General features: G+C 26.3%; 19 protein-coding genes. 7 read left to right on the top strand and 12 right to left on the bottom strand.

Annotated features, from left to right (window positions below):
• Positions 1–80 precede the first annotated feature (80 nt).
• From GOM42_RS06190 to GOM42_RS06180, 3 genes are all read left to right on the top strand, one after another.
• A complete protein-coding gene (locus tag GOM42_RS06190) occupies positions 81–1,100 on the top strand; it encodes a lactonase family protein (protein ID WP_011590617.1) in 1,020 nt (339 codons plus the stop codon).
• 315 nt (positions 1,101–1,415) lie between these two features.
• Positions 1,416–1,586 (top strand): hypothetical protein, encoded by a 171-nt coding sequence (locus GOM42_RS06185; RefSeq protein WP_011590616.1) that lies wholly within the window; start codon positions 1,416–1,418, stop codon positions 1,584–1,586.
• An 11-nt stretch (positions 1,587–1,597) separates the two neighbouring features.
• Positions 1,598–1,738, top strand: coding sequence for a hypothetical protein (locus GOM42_RS06180; RefSeq protein ID WP_003456369.1), 141 nt, complete (start codon positions 1,598–1,600; stop codon positions 1,736–1,738).
• A gap of 31 nt (positions 1,739–1,769) precedes the next feature.
• Here GOM42_RS06180 and GOM42_RS06175 read toward each other — a convergent pair whose 3' ends face one another.
• Positions 1,770–2,555, bottom strand: a complete 786-nt coding sequence (locus tag GOM42_RS06175) for a histidinol-phosphatase (protein ID WP_011590615.1) — start codon at positions 2,553–2,555, stop codon at positions 1,770–1,772.
• A gap of 237 nt (positions 2,556–2,792) precedes the next feature.
• On the opposite strand from GOM42_RS06175, the gene GOM42_RS06170 reads away from it, so the two are divergent.
• Both GOM42_RS06170 and GOM42_RS06165 read left to right on the top strand, forming a co-directional pair.
• Entirely contained in the window at positions 2,793–3,413 is a 621-nt protein-coding gene (locus GOM42_RS06170; protein WP_003474694.1) for a methyltransferase, read from the top strand.
• Positions 3,414–3,441: 28 nt separating this feature from the next.
• Entirely contained in the window at positions 3,442–4,896 is a 1,455-nt protein-coding gene (locus tag GOM42_RS06165) for a cation:proton antiporter (protein WP_011590614.1), read from the top strand.
• Between the two features lie 247 nt (positions 4,897–5,143).
• Here the strand turns inward: GOM42_RS06165 and GOM42_RS06160 are convergent, their stop codons facing one another.
• From GOM42_RS06160 to GOM42_RS06135, 6 genes are all read right to left on the bottom strand, one after another.
• Positions 5,144–7,054, bottom strand: a complete 1,911-nt coding sequence (locus GOM42_RS06160) for an FUSC family protein (protein WP_110077423.1) — start codon at positions 7,052–7,054, stop codon at positions 5,144–5,146.
• A 292-nt stretch (positions 7,055–7,346) separates the two neighbouring features.
• On the bottom strand, positions 7,347–8,342 hold the full coding sequence (locus GOM42_RS06155; protein WP_110077422.1) for a hypothetical protein: 996 nt from the start codon (positions 8,340–8,342) through the stop codon (positions 7,347–7,349).
• A 331-nt stretch (positions 8,343–8,673) separates the two neighbouring features.
• Positions 8,674–9,837 carry a dicarboxylate/amino acid:cation symporter gene (locus GOM42_RS06150; protein WP_003464716.1) on the bottom strand — a complete coding sequence of 388 codons (1,164 nt, stop codon included), beginning with the start codon at positions 9,835–9,837 and terminating at the stop codon, positions 8,674–8,676.
• Positions 9,838–10,373: 536 nt separating this feature from the next.
• On the bottom strand, positions 10,374–10,853 hold the full coding sequence (locus tag GOM42_RS06145; protein ID WP_110077421.1) for a DUF4352 domain-containing protein: 480 nt from the start codon (positions 10,851–10,853) through the stop codon (positions 10,374–10,376).
• Between the two features lie 374 nt (positions 10,854–11,227).
• Complete coding sequence (locus tag GOM42_RS06140; RefSeq protein WP_243447927.1) at positions 11,228–11,452, bottom strand: LPXTG cell wall anchor domain-containing protein; 225 nt, start codon at positions 11,450–11,452, stop codon at positions 11,228–11,230.
• Positions 11,449–15,435, bottom strand: a complete 3,987-nt coding sequence (locus GOM42_RS06135) for a glycoside hydrolase family 2 TIM barrel-domain containing protein (RefSeq protein WP_252597725.1) — start codon at positions 15,433–15,435, stop codon at positions 11,449–11,451. The genes GOM42_RS06140 and GOM42_RS06135 overlap by 4 nt, the downstream gene beginning before the upstream one ends.
• A gap of 204 nt (positions 15,436–15,639) precedes the next feature.
• Here GOM42_RS06135 and GOM42_RS06130 point away from each other — a divergent pair, with 204 nt between their 5' ends.
• The gene (locus GOM42_RS06130; protein WP_011590611.1) at positions 15,640–17,277 is read left to right on the top strand and encodes a GGDEF domain-containing protein; all 1,638 of its coding nucleotides are present in this window, start codon (positions 15,640–15,642) and stop codon (positions 17,275–17,277) included.
• 90 nt (positions 17,278–17,367) lie between these two features.
• Here the strand turns inward: GOM42_RS06130 and GOM42_RS06125 are convergent, their stop codons facing one another.
• Positions 17,368–17,490: a CPC_1213 family protein gene (locus GOM42_RS06125; RefSeq protein ID WP_003456254.1), complete on the bottom strand. Its 123-nt coding sequence runs from the start codon at positions 17,488–17,490 to the stop codon at positions 17,368–17,370.
• A 682-nt stretch (positions 17,491–18,172) separates the two neighbouring features.
• On the opposite strand from GOM42_RS06125, the gene yjeM reads away from it, so the two are divergent.
• A complete protein-coding gene (gene yjeM / locus GOM42_RS06120; protein ID WP_252597724.1) occupies positions 18,173–19,795 on the top strand; it encodes a glutamate/gamma-aminobutyrate family transporter YjeM in 1,623 nt (540 codons plus the stop codon).
• Between the two features lie 100 nt (positions 19,796–19,895).
• On the opposite strand, the gene GOM42_RS06115 is transcribed toward yjeM, so the two are convergent.
• From GOM42_RS06115 to GOM42_RS06100, 4 genes are all read right to left on the bottom strand, one after another.
• Positions 19,896–20,855, bottom strand: a complete 960-nt coding sequence (locus GOM42_RS06115; RefSeq protein WP_110077420.1) for a hypothetical protein — start codon at positions 20,853–20,855, stop codon at positions 19,896–19,898.
• Between the two features lie 242 nt (positions 20,856–21,097).
• Positions 21,098–21,469: a hypothetical protein gene (locus GOM42_RS06110; protein WP_003456405.1), complete on the bottom strand. Its 372-nt coding sequence runs from the start codon at positions 21,467–21,469 to the stop codon at positions 21,098–21,100.
• A 1-nt stretch (position 21,470) separates the two neighbouring features.
• Positions 21,471–22,184: a response regulator transcription factor gene (locus tag GOM42_RS06105; protein ID WP_003477659.1), complete on the bottom strand. Its 714-nt coding sequence runs from the start codon at positions 22,182–22,184 to the stop codon at positions 21,471–21,473.
• Entirely contained in the window at positions 22,159–24,861 is a 2,703-nt protein-coding gene (locus tag GOM42_RS06100) for a sensor histidine kinase KdpD (RefSeq protein WP_110077419.1), read from the bottom strand. Before GOM42_RS06100 ends, GOM42_RS06105 begins: the two co-directional genes overlap by 26 nt.
• Between the last annotated feature and the right edge of the window lie 8 nt (positions 24,862–24,869).

Genomic DNA, 24,869 nt, shown 5'->3' with positions numbered 1-24,869 from the left:
TAAAAATTGTTAATATATCTTATATCATACAAATAAAACGTAAAATTAACAATATACTCAAGTCAGAGGGGGCTTTAAAAATGAACAAATCTATTGCATATATAGGTACTTACACAAATGGGGCTAGTGAAGGTATCTATAGATTATGTCTAGATACTGATAAAGGAAATATTGAAGATTTATCCTTAGTAGCTAGATTTGGTAATCCTACTTATTTGTGCATACATAACAATAAACTATATACAGTTGGGAACCCATTTTCTCTAGATACCCTAGGTGGTGTTGCTTCTTATAATATAGAAGAGGATTATTCATTAAAATTAACAGGTGCTAGTTTACTTCAAGGTAAAAAACCTTGTCATATTAATATAATTGCAGATAAATCCTTAATAGTTTCAAGTAATTATCATGAAAAATCAATTAATACTTATTCATTAAATGAGAATTTTGATATAGATACTTCACTAAGTGCATTTTCTCATAAAGATGATTCAAAAATGCATTTTGCATCAATAACTCCAGATAATAAATTTATATGTGCTGTAAATTTAGGTATGGATAGAATAGAACTTTTTAAAATTAATTCTAATAATACCTTAAGTTACATTGAAAATCTAAGTTTTTATTGTGCTAAAGGATGCGGTCCAAGGCATATAGAATTTTCAAAGAATGGAAAGTTTGCATATGTTATATGTGAAAATAGTTCTGAAATCATTATATTAAAATATTTAGGAGAAGAAGGATTTAAATTAGTTCAGTATATTCATGTACTTCCTAATGGCTTTGGAGGACAAAATTTTGGTTCTGCAATAAAAATAAGTCCTTGTAATAAATTCCTATACGTTTCTAACAGAGGCTTTAATGGAATATCAGCCTTTAGAATAAATGAAGAAACTGGTTCTTTATCACTTATAAATCACTATAGTTCACATGGTGATTTCCCTAGGGATTTTGAAATCAGTCCATGTAATAAGTTCTTAATCATTGCAAATGAAAAATCAGATAACCTAACAATTTATCTTAAAAATCCAGATGGAACACTAAAACTTTTAAAAAATGATATATTTATTCCATCTCCTACATGTATAAAGTTTAAATAGCAAAATAATGGGCTGTATGAAAATATAAAAATAAAACTTACAAGTATTATGAATATAATGTCTATGAAAATATATTTGTAAGTTTTATTAAAAATTATTTTAATACATGCCTTTTTTATTATTACCAAAAAACGTATATAATTCACCCTTTTGCCTGTTATATGAAATATATAAATGGATAAGCTATTATCAAGATTTAAAATCTTAAACCTATATTGATTTTTAAACCATAATTAAGTTCTGCTTTAATGGTATTTTAATTTAAAAGTCAATATTAAATAAAAATATAGCTAAATATTAAGGAGGTAATAAAAGGTGGATAATAATAAAAACAGATTAAAAGATAGACCTAAATCAAATGCTGAGAAAAGAAAAATGTATTCAGAAGCTGGTTCTGAAATAGGAATTGAAAATGGTCATAAAAAAGGTTCCCATTCAAGTGGTAAAAAATATACTAAAAGATCAAAACTTTCTCACAATAAATAGGAGGCCAAATCATGAGTAAAAACTGTAAGAAACATAAAACTGATTCCATCTCACCATGTTCAAATAATTATAATGAAAAAGTTAAAAATAAAGCTAATGAAAACACTCCATATGAATCCAATGAGCCATCAAGTAAAACAACATATAAATAAAAAATAGGAGCTTAACTAAGCTCCTATTTTTTTATTTATTAAATTCTAATCTATCTATAATAGTTAAATCATGTTCTTTAGCAAAGTTTAACCCCATATCTAAATCATGCATTTCTTCTGGATTATGAGCATCAATTCCAACTATTCTTTTAACATTGTATTCCTTAGATAATTCCCAAAACTCTTTTATTGGATATTGATATCTTTCTCCATTATTATAAGAAAGTTTATTTCTTCTCATTCCATTTATATTTATTTCTATAGGCATATCCATTTCTTCTGCAGCTTTTAAAATTCTTTTTGAGGCCTCTTCTGCATGTTTATCCCAATTTCTATATGTCATTCCAAATAAATCTGGATGAGCTAAATATGAAAAATATCCACTCTTAATTGCTTCCACTACAAAATCAGCATAAATCATTAGGATTTCTGGCGTTAATTCTATTGTTCCAACATACACCCATTCTCCTTTATAAGGGAAAAAATGTACTCCTAAAGCTAAATAATCTGCCTTATATTTCTCCTTTAGCTCTTCATAAAGCCATCCGAAGTCTGGGAAATACTCGCATTCTATGGATCTTTTTATTGATATTTTATCTCCATACTTTTCTATAGCTTCTTCTATCTTTCCAAAGTAATCCTCTAAATCTTCATAAGCCATTCTGTGATAATTATCTATATTCTTACCTGGATGTGGTAAGTGATCAGAAATTCCAATTTCATCTATATTAGCTTTTATAGCTTCTTTAACATAATCTTCAATAGTTCCTGTGGCATGATTACATCTATATGTATGTGTATGATAATTGCTTCTCATTAAAACTCCTCCTATGTATTTAAACATTCATTTACTATTGTATCTAATTATAAAAATTTGACCAACATTAAATTTCCATTCTATAAATCTATTATCTCTTCTTTAGTTTAATTTACATAAAGTATTTTCAATTAACTAAGAATTCCTCACCCTAAATTTTACCTTGCCCTATTTAAGGTAAAATACTATACTGATAATTGTAAATTTAAATACTAAATTTTTATGAAAGAGGAGAAAATGAAAGAACAATATTTTGAAAAATTACTAAACATAAAAACTTCTGGAGAACAAAAAATATTTAATGAATCTCTACATTACAATAGATATGAACCTACATCTTATGATGTATTAGAAGCTATGTGTTCTCAATATGAATTTTCTAAAGAAGATTCCTTAATCGATTTTGGCTGTGGTAAAGGAAGACTTAATTTCTATTTAAATTACTTTTTAAATATTAAAGTTACAGGAATAGAGATGAATAACTTTTTTTTTAATGAATGCTTAGGAAATAAAAAATCTTATTTATCACAAAATAAAGTTAAGGAAGATAAATTAAATTTTATAAATTGTTTTGCTGAAAGGTATCCTATAGATTCAAAGGATAATAAATTTTACTTTTTTAATCCCTTTTCAGAGCAAATATTTATAAAAGTTGTTGGAAATATTCTTGATTCTGTATCTAATCATGAGAGACCAGTAGATATTATACTTTATTATCCCTCTGATGATTACATATACTATTTAGAAAACTACACTCCATTTTCTTTAAAGAAGGAAATAAAGATTCCTAATAAGTATGAATATGACTCAAGAGAAAAAATCCTTATATATGAACTTAGTTATTTAAATTTAATATAAAATACTAAAGAAAAGAGAGGATTTATTTATGAATGAAACTATAAATTATGATTCATTGTTAATCTTATCTGTAGTAGCCTTTTTTACTCCATTTTTAGTTTCAAGGCTAAAAAGAGTAAATATCCCTTATCAAGTAGGGGAAATATTTATAGGTATATTATTGGGTAAAAGTTTTTTAAACATAATTAAACCAGATATTTGGATTTTATTTTTATCAAACTTAGGATTAGCTTATTTAATGTTTTTAAGCGGTCTTGCTATAGATTTTGATGAGCTTAAACCTAAGGAGGGAGAACTTTTAAAGGATTCTAAGTTATTCACTAGTATAAAGATGTTTATTGTATCTATAATAACAGCTATAATTTTATCATTTACATTAAAATTTGCAGGTATTTCAGAAGGGTATATATTCTTTGCATTGCTATTTACAGCTGCTGCTCCTGGATTACTTGTACCTATTTTAAAAACAAAACACATAATAAATAGTAGTTATGGTCAAACTTTACTTGTTTTTGGAATAATAACTCAATTAGTAAGTTTAATAGGTGTTACTTTTGTGGCCTCTGTTGCAGTAAATGGTATTACCTTAAAGAGTTTTACTTTCTTAATAATATTTGCAGTGGCTATAGTAGTATATTTCTTATCAAAGATTATATTTAAAGTTCATGATTTTTCTACTATTGCCTTTAAAAACCTTCACCTTAGCGTAAGAGGTGCCTTTGTTCTTGTTTTGGTACTTGTTGCTGTTGCTGAAAAAGTAGACTCTGAGATAATTCTAGGCTCATTCTTAGCTGGTATGGTATTTTCATTAATAGTTGGGAAAGCCAAAGAAGAAATTTCTCACCAATTAGATGTGGTTGGGTATGGTTTTTTAATTCCTATATTTTTTATAATGGTAGGAGTTAATGTTGATTTAAAGGCAGTTGTTGAAAATCCTCAATCAATTGCTAAAATACCTTTGTTTATACTAATTTTCTTCTTAGTAAAATTCATTCCATCACTTTTACTTAAAAAGAAATATGGAAAGAGAAATTCCTTAGCAGCATCTATGTTATTAACAGCCCAGCTTAGTTTAGTTATAGTTGGTTCTCAAATGGCATTGAATTTAGGATACATAACTGCTGCAGACTACTCTGCTTTCGTAGTTACCACAGTAATAACTTGTATCTTCTTCCCGATACTATTTGAAAAATTAATTACACTTAATGGAGATACTAATGATACTGTAGAAGAAGATGAAAAAATAATAATCCGTGAAGTACTTGTTAGTAGCCAATGGTATATAGGTAAAGCCTTAAAGGATTGTAAGTTACCTACAGGATGTAGGATTTTCTCAATGGTAAGAGATGACCATGAGTTTATGCCTAATGCTAATACAATTCTAGAGGAAAATGACCTAGTAATCCTTGCTGGAGTTAAGCATGATGTAAATGAAACCCTTAATATGCTTTCAACCTGCGATTTAACTTTGCCAGAAGAATAAAAAAGGCTGTATCAGAATAACTTTTTATAAAACTTACAAACAGTATGAAGAGAATATCTAGATGAGCTTTAGAATTTAAATTATTATGGAGAAGATATTACGTAAAAAAACTGAGACTGTTCGAAACGAAGCAAGTTTCGAAGTTTTAGTAATATCTTCGGAGTAATAATTATAAATTCTTAGCGAAATCTAGTAATTCTCGGAATATGTTTGTAAGTTTTATATTATATTTTGATATATGCCATTTTTATTCTTTACATATTAAATCACTTAACTTTCTCATCTCTTTTATCACATAGAAAAGCTTATAAAGCAATACAAGTATTAATCTCTCTTCTTCTGTTTTTGCCTTCTCTAAATCTTCTATTGCTAAATCTTCAAAGTCTTTTTTCTTAGTATAATTTTTAAAGTCTTCAAAGCTCTTTTTAAATAAGCTTTTATTATTATGTATCATAGGGCTTTTTATTAAGAAGTTTACATCTGATACAAAATCATTTTGCAATATCAATAACTCTTGAATTTGCTCTGATTTCATCTCTTTATTGTTATAATTTATCTTCTTCCATATTCTATAACTTTCAAAAAAAGATAATATTAATTTTTCCTTATCTGAATTTTCTTCTATTAAACCATCTAGTATTCTCTCATTTAAATAAACATATAATTTTATTGCTTTATTAGTTTCATCCTTCATTTTATAAGGGAAAATATAATTCATTACTATAGCAACAATTATAGATGCTATTAAGATAAAAAATACCCTATATTCACTTAGCACATAATAAGGAGTATGTGATGGGTCCATTACCCCAGCCATTAATAATGCATTTAATGTTATAAATATACATCTAATTTTATAAGAAACAACAGACATACTTAAGTATATACAAACAACTATAAAAGCAAATATCAGTATTACATTTGACTGAATAAAATAAAAAATTACATTAAATAAAATTGCTCCTATTATAGTTCCTAAAACCCTTGCCTTTGCCTTCTTATTACTTTGTTCCGCATAGGGAATTAATAATAAGGAAATAGTGAATAATGCCCACTTACCTTGAAAAATTTCAAAGTAATTTACTATAAATACTGAAAAAGCCAATGTTATGGCTGCTTTTACTGCCAAATTAAATCTTAGAGATCTTATGTTTAGGCTTTTTCTAAAATTATTTGAATTAGATTTTAAAGCTTTTAAAAAATTTGCAATATAATTTGAATAGCTTTCAATCTGATTTTCTTTCACATTAAGTCCTTGTAAAAACTCCTTTACACTTAATTTAGCATTGTAATAGCTATACCTATCTAAATCATCTCTTAACTTAAAAGAATCTAAATAATTATAATATTCATTTAGTATATTTTTTAACTTTTCCTTATTTCCATCCTCTATAAAGTCTTGCACATTTTTAAGTAATTCAATGGTCTTTTTAATAAGTTCCTTATTAACCTCTCTCTTCATAGCTTCAGATGAAAGACTTGATACTCTCTTTAGAAAAACTACTATTAAATCTTTTGAATATATAGAATAAACTTGATTTTTATCTAATTCCAATCTTTCATGAACCTTTATCTCAAGTTCTTTAATCATTAAAGCTACCTTTTCACTATTATCTTTTTCTATACAACCAGTATTTATCAATTCATTTAAGTTTTCAATTAATGAATTAATACACCCTTTTATTGATTTGTTAAATATATTATTAAAATTATATCTAGCTAAAGTATAGTAAAGTGTCATTATAACTATACCACCAAAAATTAAAGCAAATACTCTTTTTGGTAATTCACTAGTTGTAACTGGTTCATATAATAAAAATAAATATAACTGTATAAATCCTAAGGCTTTAGTAGGCTTTGTATCATAAGTAAAAGAAAAGTATATAAAGAATGATACAATTAAAGTCATTATGGCCCCTAAAATAGGATTTAATCCTGCAAAATATGCTCCTAAACCTACAAAAAGTTCAACTCCAGTAAAGTATAATGTATGATGTATTGGATTTATTGTATAATCCTCTCCAAACATTGTAGTAACTGTAATAACAGCGGCTAATCCAATAAAAAGATTTTCTTTTCCAAATAATAAAACAAATATTAGTATAGAAATTACCACTATCAAAAACATTTTAAGATACATAATTTGTTTCTTCCACATGTTTTATCACCTCTTGTCAAAAACTTATACTATTTTTATAGTAAATTCTAGAATAATACTATAATTAAGTTTTATATTTATATTATAAGCTAAAAATATACTTATAAAAAAATAAACAATAATAAATTAATTATTATTGTTTATTAGAGTAAACACTTTATTTATTTTTCTTTATCTTTTCTAAATAATCCCTTTCGCTAACTATATTCTTTTCAAAGCTCTTAACTGCTCCCTTTGTATAATTTCCTAGTGCAAATTTATTCTTTACATTAGTCACTTTTATCACTACTCCTTATCTTTCACAATTTAAAATAATTCTTTCATAGAATTTCCTAATCAAAGAATTATTAATTGTATTATTAGCTGATAAAAATGAGCTTATACTTTCATCCTTTCTCCATGACATGATAGAATTATGATATTTATTTTCTCTTAAATTTATTAACTCCTCTAATTCTTCTAAAAGAACTAAAAATTCATTTTTTAAGCAATTAAAAATCTTGTTATTAATATCATTCTTTCCTTCATTGATGTTTAAAAGTATTCTAAATAATTCATTTCTTATGGAATTTATTTTAGCTAATATTTTTTTATTACTCTTTATTATGTCTAAAAAATCCCTATCAAAATATTGATAAACATCAGTTCCTATCATAATAAATCTATCTATGCTATTTAATATATCTAGAAGAATGTATATATACTCCTCATTTAATATATTGGAATTATTAGAAATATTGATAAACAACCTTTTTTTAAGTTCCTTTAAAATGTATTCTATTTGCTCCCTTTGATTATTACTCCTGTAATTTATTATTTCTTTATTTATAAAATCAAAGATTTCTGATTCCCATAATTTATAATTACAATCTTTGTCATTCATTATTTCATAGGAATTTACATTGTTTGCTATACCATTATTATTTAAACTTCCTGAAGATATATAACAAATTTTATCCGTTAAGATAAAATTAGAATCATTTACTGAATTTAATATAATTGCTATATTATTTTCAGGGAAATTTTTCATAAATTTAATTTCATTAACTATCTCTCTTTGATTTCTAAACCTATAGTTAAAGGTAAGTATTAAAATCTTAGGACAATTAGCATTGTTTAAAGCTTTCAAAATTCTTTCTGTAAAAGGAATTTCACTACACCCTAAAATAATATATTCTGGATTACAATTTATTATATTAACTATACTTTTCTCTAAATTTTCATCTAAACTTTTTATTCCTAAAGCAGCAACTGTACGATTATTTATTTTATTAACTCTACTTCGCATAAATACTTATCAACCTATTTAAAGCTGATAATTACCTCCTTTCATAAATATAAAACTAGTATAAAATATTCATATTAATCTTCATGTTTTAAAGTTAAATTCTATAAATAATTATAAAAATATACACTTATTTATAAATTCTCTTACTATTTATTTTAGTCAAATCTTGTATTTTTGTGAATTTAAACACATTATTTATTAGTTTTTAAAATTACACAAATTATATATCTATTGATTTAAAGTGATTATTTTTACCCCCTTAATTTCATGTATAATCCCTATTATTTAATTAAAAATAAAAAGGCGTACTATAAAAGTACACCTTTTTGTATTATAAGTTCTTTTTCTTTGCTATACCTGTCAGCATAAGAGCTATTGCTCCATCACCAGTTACATTACATGCTGTTCCAAAACTATCTTGAAGAGCAAATATTGTTAACATAAGAGCTGTCCCAGCCTCATCAAAGGCTAATACACTAATTATTAAACCTAATGATGCCATTACTGTTCCCCCAGGGACTCCTGGTGCCCCGATTGCAAACACCCCTAATAATACTATAAATAATATCATAGTTGGTAAACTCGGAATCTTACCATATAAAATTTGAGATACTGTCATTACAAAGAATACTTCTGTAAGAACTGAACCACATAAATGTATGTTTGAACATAATGGTATTGCAAAATCCACTATATCTTCTCTTAAAGCCTTTGATTTCTTTGCAGACTCTAAAGCTACTGGTAATGTTGCTGCACTTGACATTGTACCTACTGCAGTAAGATATGCTGGTCCATAATACTTTACAACTTCCCATGGATTTTCTTTTGATATTGCTCCACCTATTAAATATAAAATTGTTAACCATATAAAATGACCAAATAATACAATTAATATAACTTTAAAGAATACAGGAAGTTGATTACTTAATCCTCCTTCATAAGCTAAAGCTGCAAAGTTAGTTGCTATGAAAAATGGTAATATTGGTATTATTATTTTATTTACAATACTAAGTACTATAGCTTGAAATTGATCTAAAAGCTTTTCTACTAAATCAGCCTTTGTCCATCCAACAGCTAATCCTAAAAGTAATGCTAAAGCTAACGCACTCATTACACTCATAACTGGTGGTATATCTAATTTAAATATAAGTTCTGGTAATTCCTTTAATGATGCTATATTAGATACTATAGATAATTTAGGTATTAATGCATATCCTGCAATCATTGAAAGAATAGCAGCAAAAACTGAAGATAAATAAGCTATTAAAACAGCATATCCTAATAGTTTGCTTGCGTTATCTTTTAATTTAGCAATAGATGGAGCTATAAATCCTAAAATAATAAGTGGAACAGAGAAAAATATAATTTGTCCCAATACATACTTAATTGTCACAATTGTTGACATAAGCCCCTCTGAAGAGTATGTGCCTATTATTATTCCTAATATAACACCTAAAACAAGTTTAAAAATAAGATTATTAAATAATTTCTTCACAATTTATCCCCCCTTTTTATTTAATACTTTCATGTAAAGAATTATTTATAAATAAAAAAACTTCTACCCCCTATACAGAGGCAGAAGTAAAATTCCACGGTTCCACTCTGATTTTAAGTAGTAAGCTAAATTAAACTACAAAATCTCTTTAGGTACAAATATACCACTCTGCTATAACGGGCATACCCGCATTCCCCTACTCTAACCTAAGATTATTTCTGGAAACAAGCTCATAGATGCACTCATGAAAAAATTCTTTAAAGTCTTTTTCAGCCTAGAAGACTCTCTCTGAATAAAGAAATTAATTCTACTTTTCTAATCACAGCTTTTCATATTATGAAAGTTAATTCTTAGTATTCTTATATGAATTAACTTTATTATATTTTAAACTCTGCACTTAGTCAACATAATTTTTAAAAAAATGTAAATAAAAAGGTAATATATTAATAAATATTACCTTTTTAAATGCTAAATATTTTGTTGTATTTTAAATATAATCTATTAGTATAAATTTTGCTGTATATAAATGTCGAATATTATAGTTTAACTGTTGCTACATCTTTTTTAAATATATTTGGAACATAATTTAACTTTAAATCCTTAGCTCCTATAGGTTCTTGAACTACTATAGTTCCTGTAACCTCTTCTCCTGGTGCTAGTGTTCCCTTATCTAAAGCTTCCTTACCATCAATCGCAGTAAATGTTCTATCTTTTATTTCGCCTTTGGCATTTTCAATTTGGAAACTATATGGATTATAATTTAATTCTGAATCTCCATTATTTTTAAGAGTTAAATTTAAAATAAGAAACTCATTTCCCTCTTTTGGTTTATCATTTCCTTCAACCATACTTGTTTTAACACTATTTACTACTAAACTTTGATCCTTAATTTTTACTGTATCACCTATATTATAAGCATATTCACTGCTATGTTTACTTAAGAATATTTTGCTTAATCCTCCAACTACTAATAATGCTAATAATATGGTAAATATCACTTTTACTTTTTTCGACATTTTATCACCTTACCTATATATTTTTTCTCAATGACGTATTTGATTATATAAACCTGAATATACTAAGTCAATTAGCTTAATTCCCAATTATCCTAAGATAAAAACATTTTCATCTTTAGTATCCATTAATTTCATTTAAAATATACCATAATTTAAATTCTAAAATTTTCCTTTAATTTCATTATTAAACTTAAATTTTTATATAAATTATCAAAAAAATATTATCAAAATACAAAAAAGTTAACCATTCATCAATTTTATTTTAGTAACTTTAATGTTAACTTTTTATCACTTTTATGACTTTTTATTAATTTAGATTATATAAAAAAGCCTTTCTAAAATTTAGAAAGGCTTATTAAAAACTAAAATTTTAATTATTTATTTTTTCTTCTTAATAGTTTTACTCCTGCTAAAGATGAAATAATTCCAATAATAGCAAAGTTAATAACACTTTGTCCTGTATTTGGTAATCCCTCAGAATCTTCTGGCTTATTATTTTCATCTAAGTCATTATCATTTGGTTTTTCTACATCTCCAGGCTTCTCATCATCTTCTGTAGAATTTCCATTTAATTCAAAGTTTATTTTATAAGTTTTCATAGTGCTTGCCTCTGAAATAACCTTAATATAAAAGCTTTTAAGGAAGTATCTTTATTTGCCTCAGCTTTTATAAATTTAGCATCAGCCCAATTTCCATGATCATACTTAATATTATTGTCATAGTCATCAATATATAATGCTAATTTTTCAGCACCTTTTAAATCTACTTCAACATTATGACAATTAGAAGTACTATATATTTTCTCACTATTGAATACCTCCTTGCCATCAACCTCAACTCTAGCTACTATAGAAGATCCATATCCACTTACTCCTCTATCCATGCCAACATAAGCTTCAAATTTTTCATAACCTTTTCCTTTTAAATCAACTACTATTTCTGAGTTTGAGTTTACTCCCACACCTTTATCAAAAGTTTTTATTTCTCCATCAATTTTTAACACTAATGGATTATTAACTACAGACCTATCTTTTACAGGTTCATACATGCCAGAAGTTGCGCTTTTCCAACTTATATCTGAAAGATATTCCACATTATGTGTTCCAAAATTTATAACATATTCTTTAGTATAAATTTTATTTAAAAGCTCATCCTTATGATTAACCTTAATGGTTGCTTTTCCTGGTATTGTATATACATTTTCTACCTCTACATCTATATTATCATTAGCTTTTACAACTTCTATTACTGGAGGTTTTTCCAATGTTTTCTCTAAGTAATCTATGTTATACTCTGTAATATTTTCATTAAAGCCCCTTAAACTAACACCATCAATTTTAATATCCTTAATTAAATCTTCCTTTAAATTCTTTTTACTTATTTCCATTGGAGAAGAACTTTTGTCGATACCTTTAATTTTAAAAGAATAATTATATATTTTACCAGATTCATTCATAAATTCTCTATGTGGAGTTGCTCCCCAGCTGTTATCTCCTCCAACACCCATTTGTCTATGATTAATTCTTAAAACTATACTATCTTCTTTTGCTAACTCATGTGGATGACGTTTACCGGATGAAAGTTCTTCTGGAGTATACTGTAATGCATTAAATTCTATACTAGGTATTCCAGATGCCATTAATCCTACTCCATTATTATTAGTTAATGTTACCCATCTTGTATCTGTTCTATTTCCTGTTTCGGATGGTTCTAAGTATGGGAAGAAGAAATCTTTAACATTCTTGTTATAAACACCAATATCATACCCAGTATTTCTATCTATATAATTTTCTTCTGGTCCTCTTCCATACCAAGTAATACTATCAAATTCTTTAGGAAGTTTAAGCATCATTCCTATTTCTGGTATTTCTGAAAGACCTTTAGAAGCATTAAGTGTATTATTTACAGAAACTTCTCCATTTCCATAAACAATATATTCAACATTAAGTTTAGATTCTATATTAGTTGGTAATATAAAGTCTACATTTACTTTTACAGCCTTATCTCCTACTTCTATAACTTCTAGATTTTCTACTTTAGCATTTGCACCTGCATATCTCCAAGTATCAAATCTTTCTTCAGCACCAAATCCTTTGTCATTATCATTAGGTGCTCTCCAATAATTAGGTCTTATAGGTTCTTCTATAAGCTCAATTTCATTCCCTTCTTTATCTATTTTATATGATTCTAAAGCACCAAGTTTCTTATCAAAAGAAACCTTAAATCCATCACCTATAATTTGCACATTATTTTCATCATTTTTAAGTTCTATTGAATTCATTGAATTTAAATCAATTCCTTTTTCCATTTCATTATCAAAAGGAAGTTTAAATTGTTCTTTTGATATTACATATCCTTTTTCAGCCCAAGGCTCATCATCCTTTAATTCAAAACTTATATTTAACCAATACTCAACCCCTGGACTAAGTTCTGGCTTTTTAAATGGAATCGTAAATTCCTTGCTACTTAATGGATCAACAGAAATATCTAACTCCCCATTTTGTAATATATTATCATCGGCTCTTAACTCCCATTTTCCTTTGTATTTATTTAAATTAGTAAATAAATGTTCATTTACTATCTTTACTTTACCATTTAAAATATCAATATCCTCTATCTCTATTTCTTGATAAACCTTTTTTACTTCTTGAAGTTCAGGTTGAACTGTTCTATCAGCTGAAACTAAGCCATTAGCACAGAAATTCCCATCCGTAAATTCACTATCTCCCCAATCGCCACCATAACTTAGAAATTCTTCACCTGTGTTTTTATCTTTCATTCTTATAGCTTGATCAGCCCAATCCCATATAAATCCACCTTGCATTATATCGTATTTATCAAAGACATCCCAATATTTTTGTAAATTACCTATACTATTTCCCATTCCATGAGCATATTCACATTGTATATATGGCTTTTTATTATCAGGATCATTTGCATAGGCTTCCATTTCTTCTATAGTTCTATACATTCTACTATATACGTCTCCTACAGTCCTCTCCGCTTCATAATGAACTAATCTAGTAGGATCATTTTCCTTTATCCACTTTGCAGCTATTTCAAAATTTTCCCCTCCACTTGACTCATTTCCTAATGACCACATTATTATACTTGTTTCATTTTTTGATCTCTCTAACATCGATCTCTGTCTATCTATAACCGCCTCGGTCCATTCTGGTCTACTCTGAGGAATATCATCTAATCTTCCATGAGTTTCCAAATTAGCTTCATCCATAACATATAGTCCATACTCATTACATAAATCGTACCATCTTGGATCATTAGGATAATGAGATGACCTTACTGCATTTATATTATTTTTTTTCATAAGCTTTATATCTTCTATCATACTTTCTTCCGTAAGTGTTCTACCAGTATCAGGTAAAAATTCATGCCTATTCACTCCTTTAAATGATATAGGCTGTCCATTTATACATACTTGATTATTTTTAATTTCTATTTTTCTAAATCCAAACTTGTTACTTATAGTTTCTACCACTTCACCATTTTCATTTTCTAAAGCAATTACATAAGTATATAAATTAGGAGTTTCCGCTGTCCATTTTTTAGGATTTTCAACTCTAGTATTAATAGAAACTAATACATTTTCTTCATCATTTAATTCAAATTCACTAATATCTTCATTTACTATTTTTTTATTTTCATCATATAAAATACCTTTTATTTTATATTTTCCAGCTTTAATACCATAATTAGAAATATCAATTTCAACATTCAAATTAGAATCTCTATATTTATCATCTAAATCTGTAACTAAAGTATAATCTCTTATATGAGCTTTAGGTGTAGAATATAAGAACACATCTCTAAATATCCCACTAAGCTTTATCATATCTTGTGATTCTAACCAACTTCCATCACTCCATCTGTGAACTTTTACAGATATTTCATTTTCTCCCTCTTTTAAAAACTTTCCTATATTAAAATCGTGTCCAGTAAATGAATCCTCACTATAACCCACATATTCTCCATTTATATATAAGTAATATGCAGATTCAACTCCTTGAAATGATACAAAAACTTCTTTATTATCCCATCCTTCAGGAATAGTAAATTTTTTCTTATAATATCCAATTGGATTATAGTCTGTTGGTACATCAGGCGGTTCTGGTATATTATCTTGATATTCCCAAGGATAAGCTGTATCATTATACCTTGGCTGATCATATCCATGCAATTGCCAACTAGATGGAACAGGTATAGTATTCCATGAACTAGAATCAAAATCGGTTTTATAAAAATCTTTTATATCTTTATCATAAGTTTCTACTAAATTAAATTTCCATTCTCCATTTAAAGACATATAATTCTCTGAATTAGAATAATCAGAGTAGTTAGGATTATTTAATGCTTCTTCAATACTATTAAAAGGCATTAAAGTAGCATGTGCTTTTTCCCGATTGTCTTCAAATTTTTCAGGATTATTTGCCCAAAAAACACCATCTTCAATTTTTACTTTTTTTACATTTGCTAAAACTTCGTTAATGCTAAAATTATTAATTACAATATTTGAAAATAAAGCAATACTTAATATATTAGCAATAGTCTTTTTGCTAAACATAAAATTCCCCCCTTAGCTTAACTCCTTCATTATTTTACCATTTATTGGTAATAATGTAAACAATATCAAAAGTGAGTTTAATGTTTTTATATTTAATGATTTATTCATCTTATATACATTTATTTAATATTTATGGTATACTTTTTTTTGTTATATGTTAATGAAAAACATAAATTCTAACTTTTACGAAATTTAGGAGCATTTATGAAAAATAGAAAAAAGAAATATTTTTTAATTTTATTAATTTTTTTAATAGTTATTAATTTATTTATATTTTCTTTTTATAAATTTAAAGTAAATAAAAAAAATGAAAAATATATAAAAAAAACTAATGTAATTTTATATGAATCTAAATTAGAGATGAAAAAAAGAAATTTTAAAGATTCTGAAAATAAACTTTATTCAATTATAGATAATAAAGATATGTTTTATAGTTTACCTGATAATTTAAAGTTCGAAATTTATAATTATTTAGCTATAATAAATCTTCAACAAGAAAAATTTTTAAATGCTTTATCTTATTATGAAGAAGCCTTTAAATATGCTGATAAAGAGTCAAAGATAATTATTAAACTAAACATGACATCTGCTTATAGATATATGGGGGCCTATGTTACTGCTACTAATATTTTAGATAAAATGCTAGATTCATCATTATTATTTAGGAATGAAGATTCTTACCTTAAAGAATATACTTTATTAAACTTAGCTGAAACTTATTTTGCTGTAAATGATATGACTGATTTTAACTCTACAATAGCAAAGGCATCTAACTCTTATTATTATGGCCCTGAAAATGATTTAGAAGACTTAAAAATCCTTTTAGATTCCTATTTAATAATAAAAGCAATATCAGAAAATAATCTTGATTTAGTACCAAACTATATTTCTGAAATAGAAGAATTAGAGATTAAAAATAAAGATGTTATATATTCTGAATTAGAAATGATTAAAACTCGTTCTTATGGTATGTACTATAAAAGTATTGGAGATTTTGATCTAGCATTAGACTACTTTTCAAAACTAGAAAAATTAGCTGATAATGAAGGTGCTTCTTATGTTTCACTTTTTTCTATCAGCGAAAGAATATCAATTTATAGAAAACTAAATGATAATAAGCAGGTAGATTCTTTAATAAATAAATATTATGAAAAACAAACTTCAATAAATGATATAAATAACTATGAATTTAAATATTATATAGATAATAAAATTATAAACAATCACGAATTACCATTTTTAAAAGAGACCATTATTATTTTGATAATTCTATTTTTAACCTCTATTCTATTAGTGCTTTTTTACTTAAAAAAAGCTAGGGATTCAAAATTAGATTCTTTAAAAGATGGGCTTTGCAATATTTATAACAGGCGTTTTTTAGACTCTTACATAAATAATTTAAAAGAAAAAGATTTGCCTATTTCTTTTCTAATGATAGATGTAGATTATTTTAAACTTTATAATGATAATTATGGTCATCAAGCTGGTGATTTTATACTAAAAAGTATAGCCTCTGTACTTGAAAAAAACTCTCGTAAAGAAGATATAGTTGCACGTTATGGAGGGGAAGAATTTTGTGTTTTACTAAAAGGTGCTTCTAAGTATTCTTCTATTAACTACGCTAAAAGAATCAAAGAAAATTTAGATAATTTAAATATAAAACATAAATATTCAAAGACTTCAGACCATGTAACCTTTAGTATTGGAATATATACTACATATACTAAAAATGATCTGAAAAATGCAATTAAATTTTCTGATAAAGCACTATATATATCTAAAACAAGAGGAAGAAATACCTATACTTATCTAGAAGATAACTCTTCTGATTCTTCTAATTAACTTTAATATAAGGAAAGGTAACTTACTATAAGTTACCTTTTCTTATATGATTAAGGATTACTATTAATTTTTTTGGAGAGAACTCTTAGTCTACTTAAAAGTTTTTGGAGTGAATTCATCTCCCTTTGCTTTTGGTTCTCCAAAAACAGCTTTTACACTTTCACTTTGAGGATTATGATTTATGTGTTTTTTGTTGTTATTTTTTTTACTCATTAATATCACCTCAAAAATAGTTTGTGTACTTCCCTTCTCTTTATTCCTAGCATATATTAACTATTTATGAAATTATATTTTCTAATAAGATAGTTTACTCTAAAAAATACCTATGTATCTTTTAAATTTTTCTTCACCTTAAAAACAGTAATACCTAATAGAAAAGAATTTATTATGCTAAGCCACCCCAAATATGAACCTTCTATAAGAAAAACTATAGTTACTATAAAAAATATACTACTCCTAAAATCCATAAATATCTTTGATTTTTTAATGACATTAAATCACCTAAAAATTACATATATATAAATTATATGATTACAAATCTTAAATTGTCAGTTTATTATAATTAAATCTCAAATTTCTATTTATTTAAAATAATTTTTATATATTATTTAATATCTATTACATTAACCCCTACTTTAATAGTAAATAATATAAATTAAACTCAAAATTATACACTTTAATTAATTTTATAAATTTTGGTAAATTTATTACTTTTATATGAAAACCATTTAAAATTTACTTATTTTATAAAAATATATTCTTTTACAGATATTTTCTCCTTCTTTTTATTAACAAACCATTAATTTATTAACATACTTTACTTTAATTTAATGTGTATTATTTGTATACTTAAGAAAAATAAGGCTTTAAAAGTATATATGAGAGGTGATTTTATATGGAATCAAAAGAAAAAAGTAAATTAACCCTAACAGCCTTAATCCTTATGATCTTTACATCTGTTTATGGCTTTACTAATATGCCAAGAACCTTTTATTTAATGGCTTATAGCGGAATCATATGGTATATAATGTCAGCTATTTTATTTTTTATTCCTTATGCTTTTATGATGGCTGAATATGGTGCTGCCTTTAGAAAAGAAAAGGGAGGAATATATTCTTGGATGGCTAAATCAGTAAACCCTAAGTTTGCTTTTATAGTAACCTTTATGTGGTTTTCTTCAAATCTAATATGGATGGTATCTGTATCATCATCTATATGGATTCCTTTATCTAATGTATTTTTTGGTAAAGATACAACTTCCACTTGGAATATATTTGGTTTAACAGGCCCTCGTGCAATGGCTGTGCTAGCTATAATATTACTAATAACAATAACATTTATTTCTTCTAAAGGATTAAATAAAATTTCAAAAATTACATCCATAGGAGGAACAGTTGTTGCCTTAGCTAATGTAGTTTTAATTCTTGGTGGTTTTTTCGTACTAGCAAGCAATGGTTTTGAATCAGCTCAAGGTTTTAATATTGAACAGTTCATACATTCTCCAAACCCTGCATATCAATCCCCTTTAGGCGTACTTGGCTTCGTTGTATTTGCAATATTTGCTTATGGTGGAATAGAAGTAGTTGGTGGATTAGTTGACCAAACTGAAAATCCTAAAAAGAATTTCCCTAAAGGAATAAAAATTTCTGCTTTTGTAATTGTTATTGGTTATGCAATAGGAATTTTATGTATTGGTTTCTTTGTTAATTGGAATAGAGACTTAACTGGTCCTGATGTAAATATGGCAAATATAGCATATATTGTAGTAAATTATCTTGGTTATTACATAGGAGAAGCAATTGGCTTAAGTGCTAATGCTTGTACAATGTTAGGTAACTTCTTTGCTAGATTTATAGGACTTTCAATGTTTTTAGCACTTATAGGTGCCTTCTTCGCTTTAAGCTACTCTCCTTTAAAACAATTAATAGAAGGTACTCCTAAGGATATTTGGCCTGAAAAATGGACAAGATTAAACAAAGAAAATATGCCAGCTACAGCTATGTGGATTCAATGTATAACAGTAATTATATTTGTTTTATGTTGCTCAATGGGTGGCGAAGATTCATCTAAATTCTTTAACTATTTAATACTTATGGGGAATGTAGCCATGACATTACCTTATATGTTTTTATCCTTTGCTTTTTCATTCTTCAAGAAGAAAAAAGAAATTGTAAAACCTTTTGAAGTATATAAAAATTATAAGAGCGCTTTAGTTTGGTCTATCATAGTAACATTAACAGTTGGTTTTGCTAATATATTTACAATAATACAACCTCTTACTTCAGAAAATAAAGATTATGTTGCTGTAATCTTCCAAATTTCTGGTCCTATTATATTTGGATTCTTAGCATGGTTAATATATAGAAGATATGAAAACAATGTACTAAAAAAACAAATTTCAAATATTGATAATAAAATTGATACAGAACTTGAAAAAATAGAAAAAGCTGAAGAAGAAGTTACAAGTGAAACAATAGGAGTAATAGATATAGAAGTTCATGATGATGATTCTAAATAAGCTAGAAGGACTATAATTTAAAGTTAACTATAATAAAAATCCCTAAAAAAATAATTGGTCATAAATTTCTATGACCAATTATTTTTTCAATAAATTTATTTTAATTCTTAAAAGTGTCAACAATACATTTTTCTTCTCTAAAAAAAATCATAGCAATAGTTATAAATATAAAGCATCCTATAGCAATTTGAAATGGATAAAACATTACTTGTTTACTAGTTAATAGCATTGGCAAAACAGCAATTGCTGCAACTGGTGGAAAGTACATATTAAATATTTCAAGACATATAAATAAACTAATTAATAGAAAAATAGTACAAAGCCATAAAGGCATTCCTAAATATTCGTTAAATCCAATTCTAAATATAAATCCTAAAATAGCTACAACAATAAACAATAATAATAAACTTTTTGAACGCTTCCTAAATTTACAATGTTCATTTGTAAGTTCTATAAAAGCAACTATTAAAGGTGGTGCTATTAATAAAGTAATATTAAATTTAACAGAGAAATATGTTAATATACCTACAGTAATAAATATCTTCAATAATCTAATAAATTCTTTTTTTCTAAGTGAAGTATTTCTTTCAAGTTTAGTAATTTCTTCTTTAAATTCTTCTCTTACCTCTTCACTTACTCCATAATCTTCTATAAAATACTTAATTGAAACTATAAGTATAGTAAGTATAAATACTGATATTGGATAAACCCAAGTCTCAGTTCTAAGTACAATAGGTAAAATACAAGCTGAAATAATTGGCACAAGAGTTGTTTTTGATAGCTTTAATATAAGCCCAGTAAAAACTAATCCTATTAAAACTTCAATAGTTAACCCTAAGTTAACATATCTTACAATAAATACCCCTACTATAGAACATAGTGTCATAAGACCTACTAATCCTAATTTGCTAACCTTCCAAGGTTGCTTTTCTAAAACCCAAGATCCAACAACTAAAGCAGCCACCTCTGGAAATATTATCTCTCTTTCCCCTGTAATTTCTGCAATACTTACCATAGCTAAAATAAGTACAAGTGATATAAAATATCTTTTATATTTCATATTACGACATCCTTTGTTTAAAAATTTCAGATTAATTTTATCATACCAAAAGTATTTTGTTAAAAATAAAACAACTATCTCTATACTATTTTTAAACATTTTCATTTTTTAATCTATCAATAAATATGCTATATAAAAATTATTATAATACTTAAAATTAGTTTTATTAACAAACTTCCAATAATTAATCTCCTATATATTAAATAACTAATTTAATATATAGGAGATCTCTCTTAACTCATTTATCCCAAATCAAATTTTGATATACCACTATTATAAAAAACAGTTCTCTTTAAATTGTTATCTGCAGGTAAATAACAAGGTTCAAAGGCTAATGCTGCCCTATAATATCTTTGTGCTAACAAAACATTTCCTCTTTTTTCTTCAATTACTCCAAGTAAGTTTTCTATTTCTGCTGAACTACTATTAATTATTAAAGCATTTTTTAATAATAATTCAGCCTTATCATATTCCCTAGAGCAAATATACTTTCTTGCTTTCTTTAGAGATTCTTTTATATAGGTACTCTCTTTTAATCCCTCTACCTTTTTCATTATAAACTCAATTTGTTCTATTAAATCATCTATTAAACACTTTGAAATTATAATACTCATATTAAAGTTCACTATCCTTATCTTGAATTCTAAGCAGTCTATATCCAACACCTATATGGGTTTGTATATAATTTGTATCCACAGCCTTTTTGCTTAACTTTTTTCTTAAAGTTGCCATAAAAACTCGTAATGAAGGAATATCACTTTCACAAGTGCTAGACCAAATTTCTTTTAATATATAATTGTGGGTAAGAACTCTTCCAACATTTTTAGAAAGTAAACATAGTAATTTATATTCAATTGGAGTTAAATGTATCTCTTCTTCATTTAAAAATACACATCCTGAAGTATAATCAATTTTTAAGTCTCCATTTACAAACTCTTGTATTTCCTGTGTATTATTTCTATCATAGTTCATTTTTCTTATAGCAACTCTTATTCTAGCCATTAACTCATCTACACTAAATGGTTTAGTCAAATAATCATCAGCCCCTAAATCTAAGGCTTCAATTTTATCTCTATCTTCACTTCTTGCACTAACTACAATTATTGGACAATTTGACCATTCTCTTACTTTTTTAATTATTTCTATGCCATCCATATCAGGTAGTCCCAAATCTAGTATTATAATATCTGGTCTTTTTGATATTGCTAAAATCATTCCTTGTGAACCATTAAAAGCCGTATGACACTTATATGAATTTATTTCTAATGTAGCTGTTACAAAATTTCTTATGGCTTTTTCATCTTCAATAACTAAAATTGCTGGTTTCATTATTATTCACCTCAAATCTCTGCAAACTAAAGCCAATTATAGTTCCCCTAGGTTTATTATCTCTAACATATATTTCTCCTTCATGTACATTTATAATTGATTTGCACAATGCTAACCCTAACCCTAATCCTCTTCTACTATCACTAATATTTTTCTTAGATGTAAAAAACATATCAAATATATGTTCCTTATCTTCTTTACTAATTCCTACACCATTATCTGCTATCTCAATTATTACATTATCTCCTTTTGAAAAGGCACTTATTTTTATATTTGATCTTTTTTCTGTATACTTTATTGCATTATCAACAATATTTATTATTACTTGTATTATAAGTCTTACATCAGCATTAACCATTAACAATTCATCTTTCAAATCAATTTCTATATTATAGTCACAGGCATTTCTATTAACATGTTGCAAAGCCTCTAAAATAATTTCTTCTACTAATTGAGCTTCTCTATTTAAATTTATATTTCCATTATCTATTCTTGAAACAGAAAGTAAATTTTCAACTAAGTTTATTAACCAAATTGAATCATCATATATATCTAATGTTAACTTTCTTTTAGTTTCTTCGTCAAAATTATTATTTAAAAGCAAACTTGCACTTCCAGATATACTTGTTAAGGGTGTTCTTAAATCATGAGAAACAGCCCTTAATAAATTTGCTTTAAATTTTTCATTCTCAGCTTGCATTAAAGCCTGCTTCTTTGCTTCTTCTAAAATATAATTATCTATGACAAAAGATACTTGATTTATCATTGCAATTAGTAAGGATTTTTCTCCTTCCTCTAATTCCTCTCCTTCTTCTAAAATTATCCCTATTACTATGCCTATATCCTCTTGTCCTAATACAGGAATATACATAGCTTTAGCTCCAGGCAATGTTTCTGTACCCTTTCCAGCATATTTTCTATTATTGATAACCCAAAGTACTACTCCCTGTTCGTCTAAGTTAATATATTTATCACTTAATTCACTTCCATCTTTGAATTTATAATTATATATATTTTCAATTTGACTATTCTTCGCCTTATAAACTACTACAGGTTTTTTTACTAATCTACTAACTTGCTCTTGAGACTTTAAAATAATTTCTTCTAAATCTGAACATCTTCCAAGCTCACTACTAGATTCTAATAAAATATTTGTTCTATATGCTGTTATTGCTGATTTATTAGCCTGTACTTTAACTTTATTTGTAAGAGTACTAGTTATTAAAGCTGATACAAGCATTATAAAAAACGTAAATATATAGCTTGAATCATAAGCATTAAAAGTAAATTTAGGTTCTGTGAAGAAAAAGTTGAAAAGTAAAACACTAAATAAGGAAGATATAACTCCATATATTCTTCCATAAGTCTCCTTTGCTATAATTAAAACACCTAAAATAAATACTATTATTATATTAGCTTCACTAAAACCTAAATTTTCAAAGAATAAGCTTATAATAATTGTAATAATTAAAATCCCCAAAGTTTTTAAAGAATCTTTAATTGTTATTTTTTCTTTATTTAAGCAAATTTTATTTATATCTTCTACATTTTCTTCTTCATCTGGTATTATATAAACGTCTAGCTCTGGAGCTAATTCTATTAATCTGTCTACAATACCAAATCTTGACCATAGATGTCTTTTCTTCTTTGTTCTCCCTATTATAACTTTTGAAACTGAACTAATCTTAGAAAACTCTGAAACTTGATATGCAACATCATCTCCATAAACTGTTTCTATTTTAGCCCCTAAATCTTTTGCTAATTTAACATGTTCTCTTAACCTTTCAATATTTCCTTCTTTTAATTCTCTTGATGAAGTTGTTTCAACAAATAAAGCAGTAAACTTTCCATGAAAGGCTTCTGCCATTCTTGCTGATGTTCTAATTACTTTACTATTTGAAGGGGAAGAACTTAAACATACCAATATATGCTCATTAGTATGATAAAAATTTTCATTTTTATTTATCATAACCTCTTTATTTACACTATTAGCAGTCTCTCTTAAGGCTAACTCTCTCAAAGCAACTAAGTTTTCTCTTATAAAAAAGTTTTTTAATGCCTTTTTTGCTTGATTTTTAACATATATTTTTCCACTATTTAATCTTTCAATCAAGACAGATGGATCTACATCTATTAATTCAATTTGAAAAGCATTTTTAAATATTCTATCAGGTATTCTCTCTTTAACAACTATATTAGTTATAGATGCCACTACATCATTTAAACTCTCTATGTGTTGAACATTAAGAGTAGTATAAACATCTATGCCAGCATCTAATAATTCCTCTATATCACTATATCTCTTTTCATGTCTAAGTCCCTTAACATTGGTATGAGCTAACTCGTCCACAATGATTAAATCTGGTTTTCTACTTAAAGCTAAATCTAAATTAAATTCCCTTAATACCAATCCTCTATATGCTACTTCTAAATTAGGTAATAATTCTAATCCTTCTAAAAGTGCTAGGGTTTCTGGTCTTGTATGAGGCTCAATATATCCAACTACAACATCTAGTCCCATAGCAATTGCTGAATGTGCCGCTTCTAACATTGCATATGTTTTCCCAACCCCAGCAGCATATCCAAAGAAAATTTTAAGTTTTCCTCTTTTACTATCTTTTTCATTCTTATTTATTTCTTTTAATATTTCCTGTGGATTAGGACGAGTTTCCCTCATTTATAATC

Source organism: Clostridium sp. 16K-1-R1 (assembly GCF_023921145.1).
GTDB lineage: Bacteria > Bacillota > Clostridia > Clostridiales > Clostridiaceae > Sarcina > Sarcina perfringens.
Note: the sequence above shows the minus strand (reverse complement) of the source record. Positions and strands in the feature narration are given on the sequence as shown.

Coding starts and splice junctions, on each gene's coding strand:
- GOM42_RS06145 (WP_110077421.1), bottom strand. CDS start 10,853: ATGTCGAAAAAAGTAAAAGTGATATTTACCATATTATTAGCATTATTA.
- GOM42_RS06135 (WP_252597725.1), bottom strand. CDS start 15,435: ATGTTTAGCAAAAAGACTATTGCTAATATATTAAGTATTGCTTTATTT.
- GOM42_RS06125 (WP_003456254.1), bottom strand. CDS start 17,490: ATGAGTAAAAAAAATAACAACAAAAAACACATAAATCATAATCCTCAA.
- GOM42_RS06175 (WP_011590615.1), bottom strand. CDS start 2,555: ATGAGAAGCAATTATCATACACATACATATAGATGTAATCATGCCACA.
- GOM42_RS06115 (WP_110077420.1), bottom strand. CDS start 20,855: ATGAAATATAAAAGATATTTTATATCACTTGTACTTATTTTAGCTATG.
- GOM42_RS06105 (WP_003477659.1), bottom strand. CDS start 22,184: ATGAAACCAGCAATTTTAGTTATTGAAGATGAAAAAGCCATAAGAAAT.
- GOM42_RS06165 (WP_011590614.1), top strand. CDS start 3,442: ATGAATGAAACTATAAATTATGATTCATTGTTAATCTTATCTGTAGTA.
- GOM42_RS06170 (WP_003474694.1), top strand. CDS start 2,793: ATGAAAGAACAATATTTTGAAAAATTACTAAACATAAAAACTTCTGGA.
- GOM42_RS06160 (WP_110077423.1), bottom strand. CDS start 7,054: ATGTGGAAGAAACAAATTATGTATCTTAAAATGTTTTTGATAGTGGTA.
- GOM42_RS06155 (WP_110077422.1), bottom strand. CDS start 8,342: ATGCGAAGTAGAGTTAATAAAATAAATAATCGTACAGTTGCTGCTTTA.
- GOM42_RS06190 (WP_011590617.1), top strand. CDS start 81: ATGAACAAATCTATTGCATATATAGGTACTTACACAAATGGGGCTAGT.
- GOM42_RS06130 (WP_011590611.1), top strand. CDS start 15,640: ATGAAAAATAGAAAAAAGAAATATTTTTTAATTTTATTAATTTTTTTA.
- GOM42_RS06180 (WP_003456369.1), top strand. CDS start 1,598: ATGAGTAAAAACTGTAAGAAACATAAAACTGATTCCATCTCACCATGT.
- GOM42_RS06110 (WP_003456405.1), bottom strand. CDS start 21,469: ATGAGTATTATAATTTCAAAGTGTTTAATAGATGATTTAATAGAACAA.
- yjeM (WP_252597724.1), top strand. CDS start 18,173: ATGGAATCAAAAGAAAAAAGTAAATTAACCCTAACAGCCTTAATCCTT.
- GOM42_RS06100 (WP_110077419.1), bottom strand. CDS start 24,861: ATGAGGGAAACTCGTCCTAATCCACAGGAAATATTAAAAGAAATAAAT.
- GOM42_RS06140 (WP_243447927.1), bottom strand. CDS start 11,452: ATGAAAACTTATAAAATAAACTTTGAATTAAATGGAAATTCTACAGAA.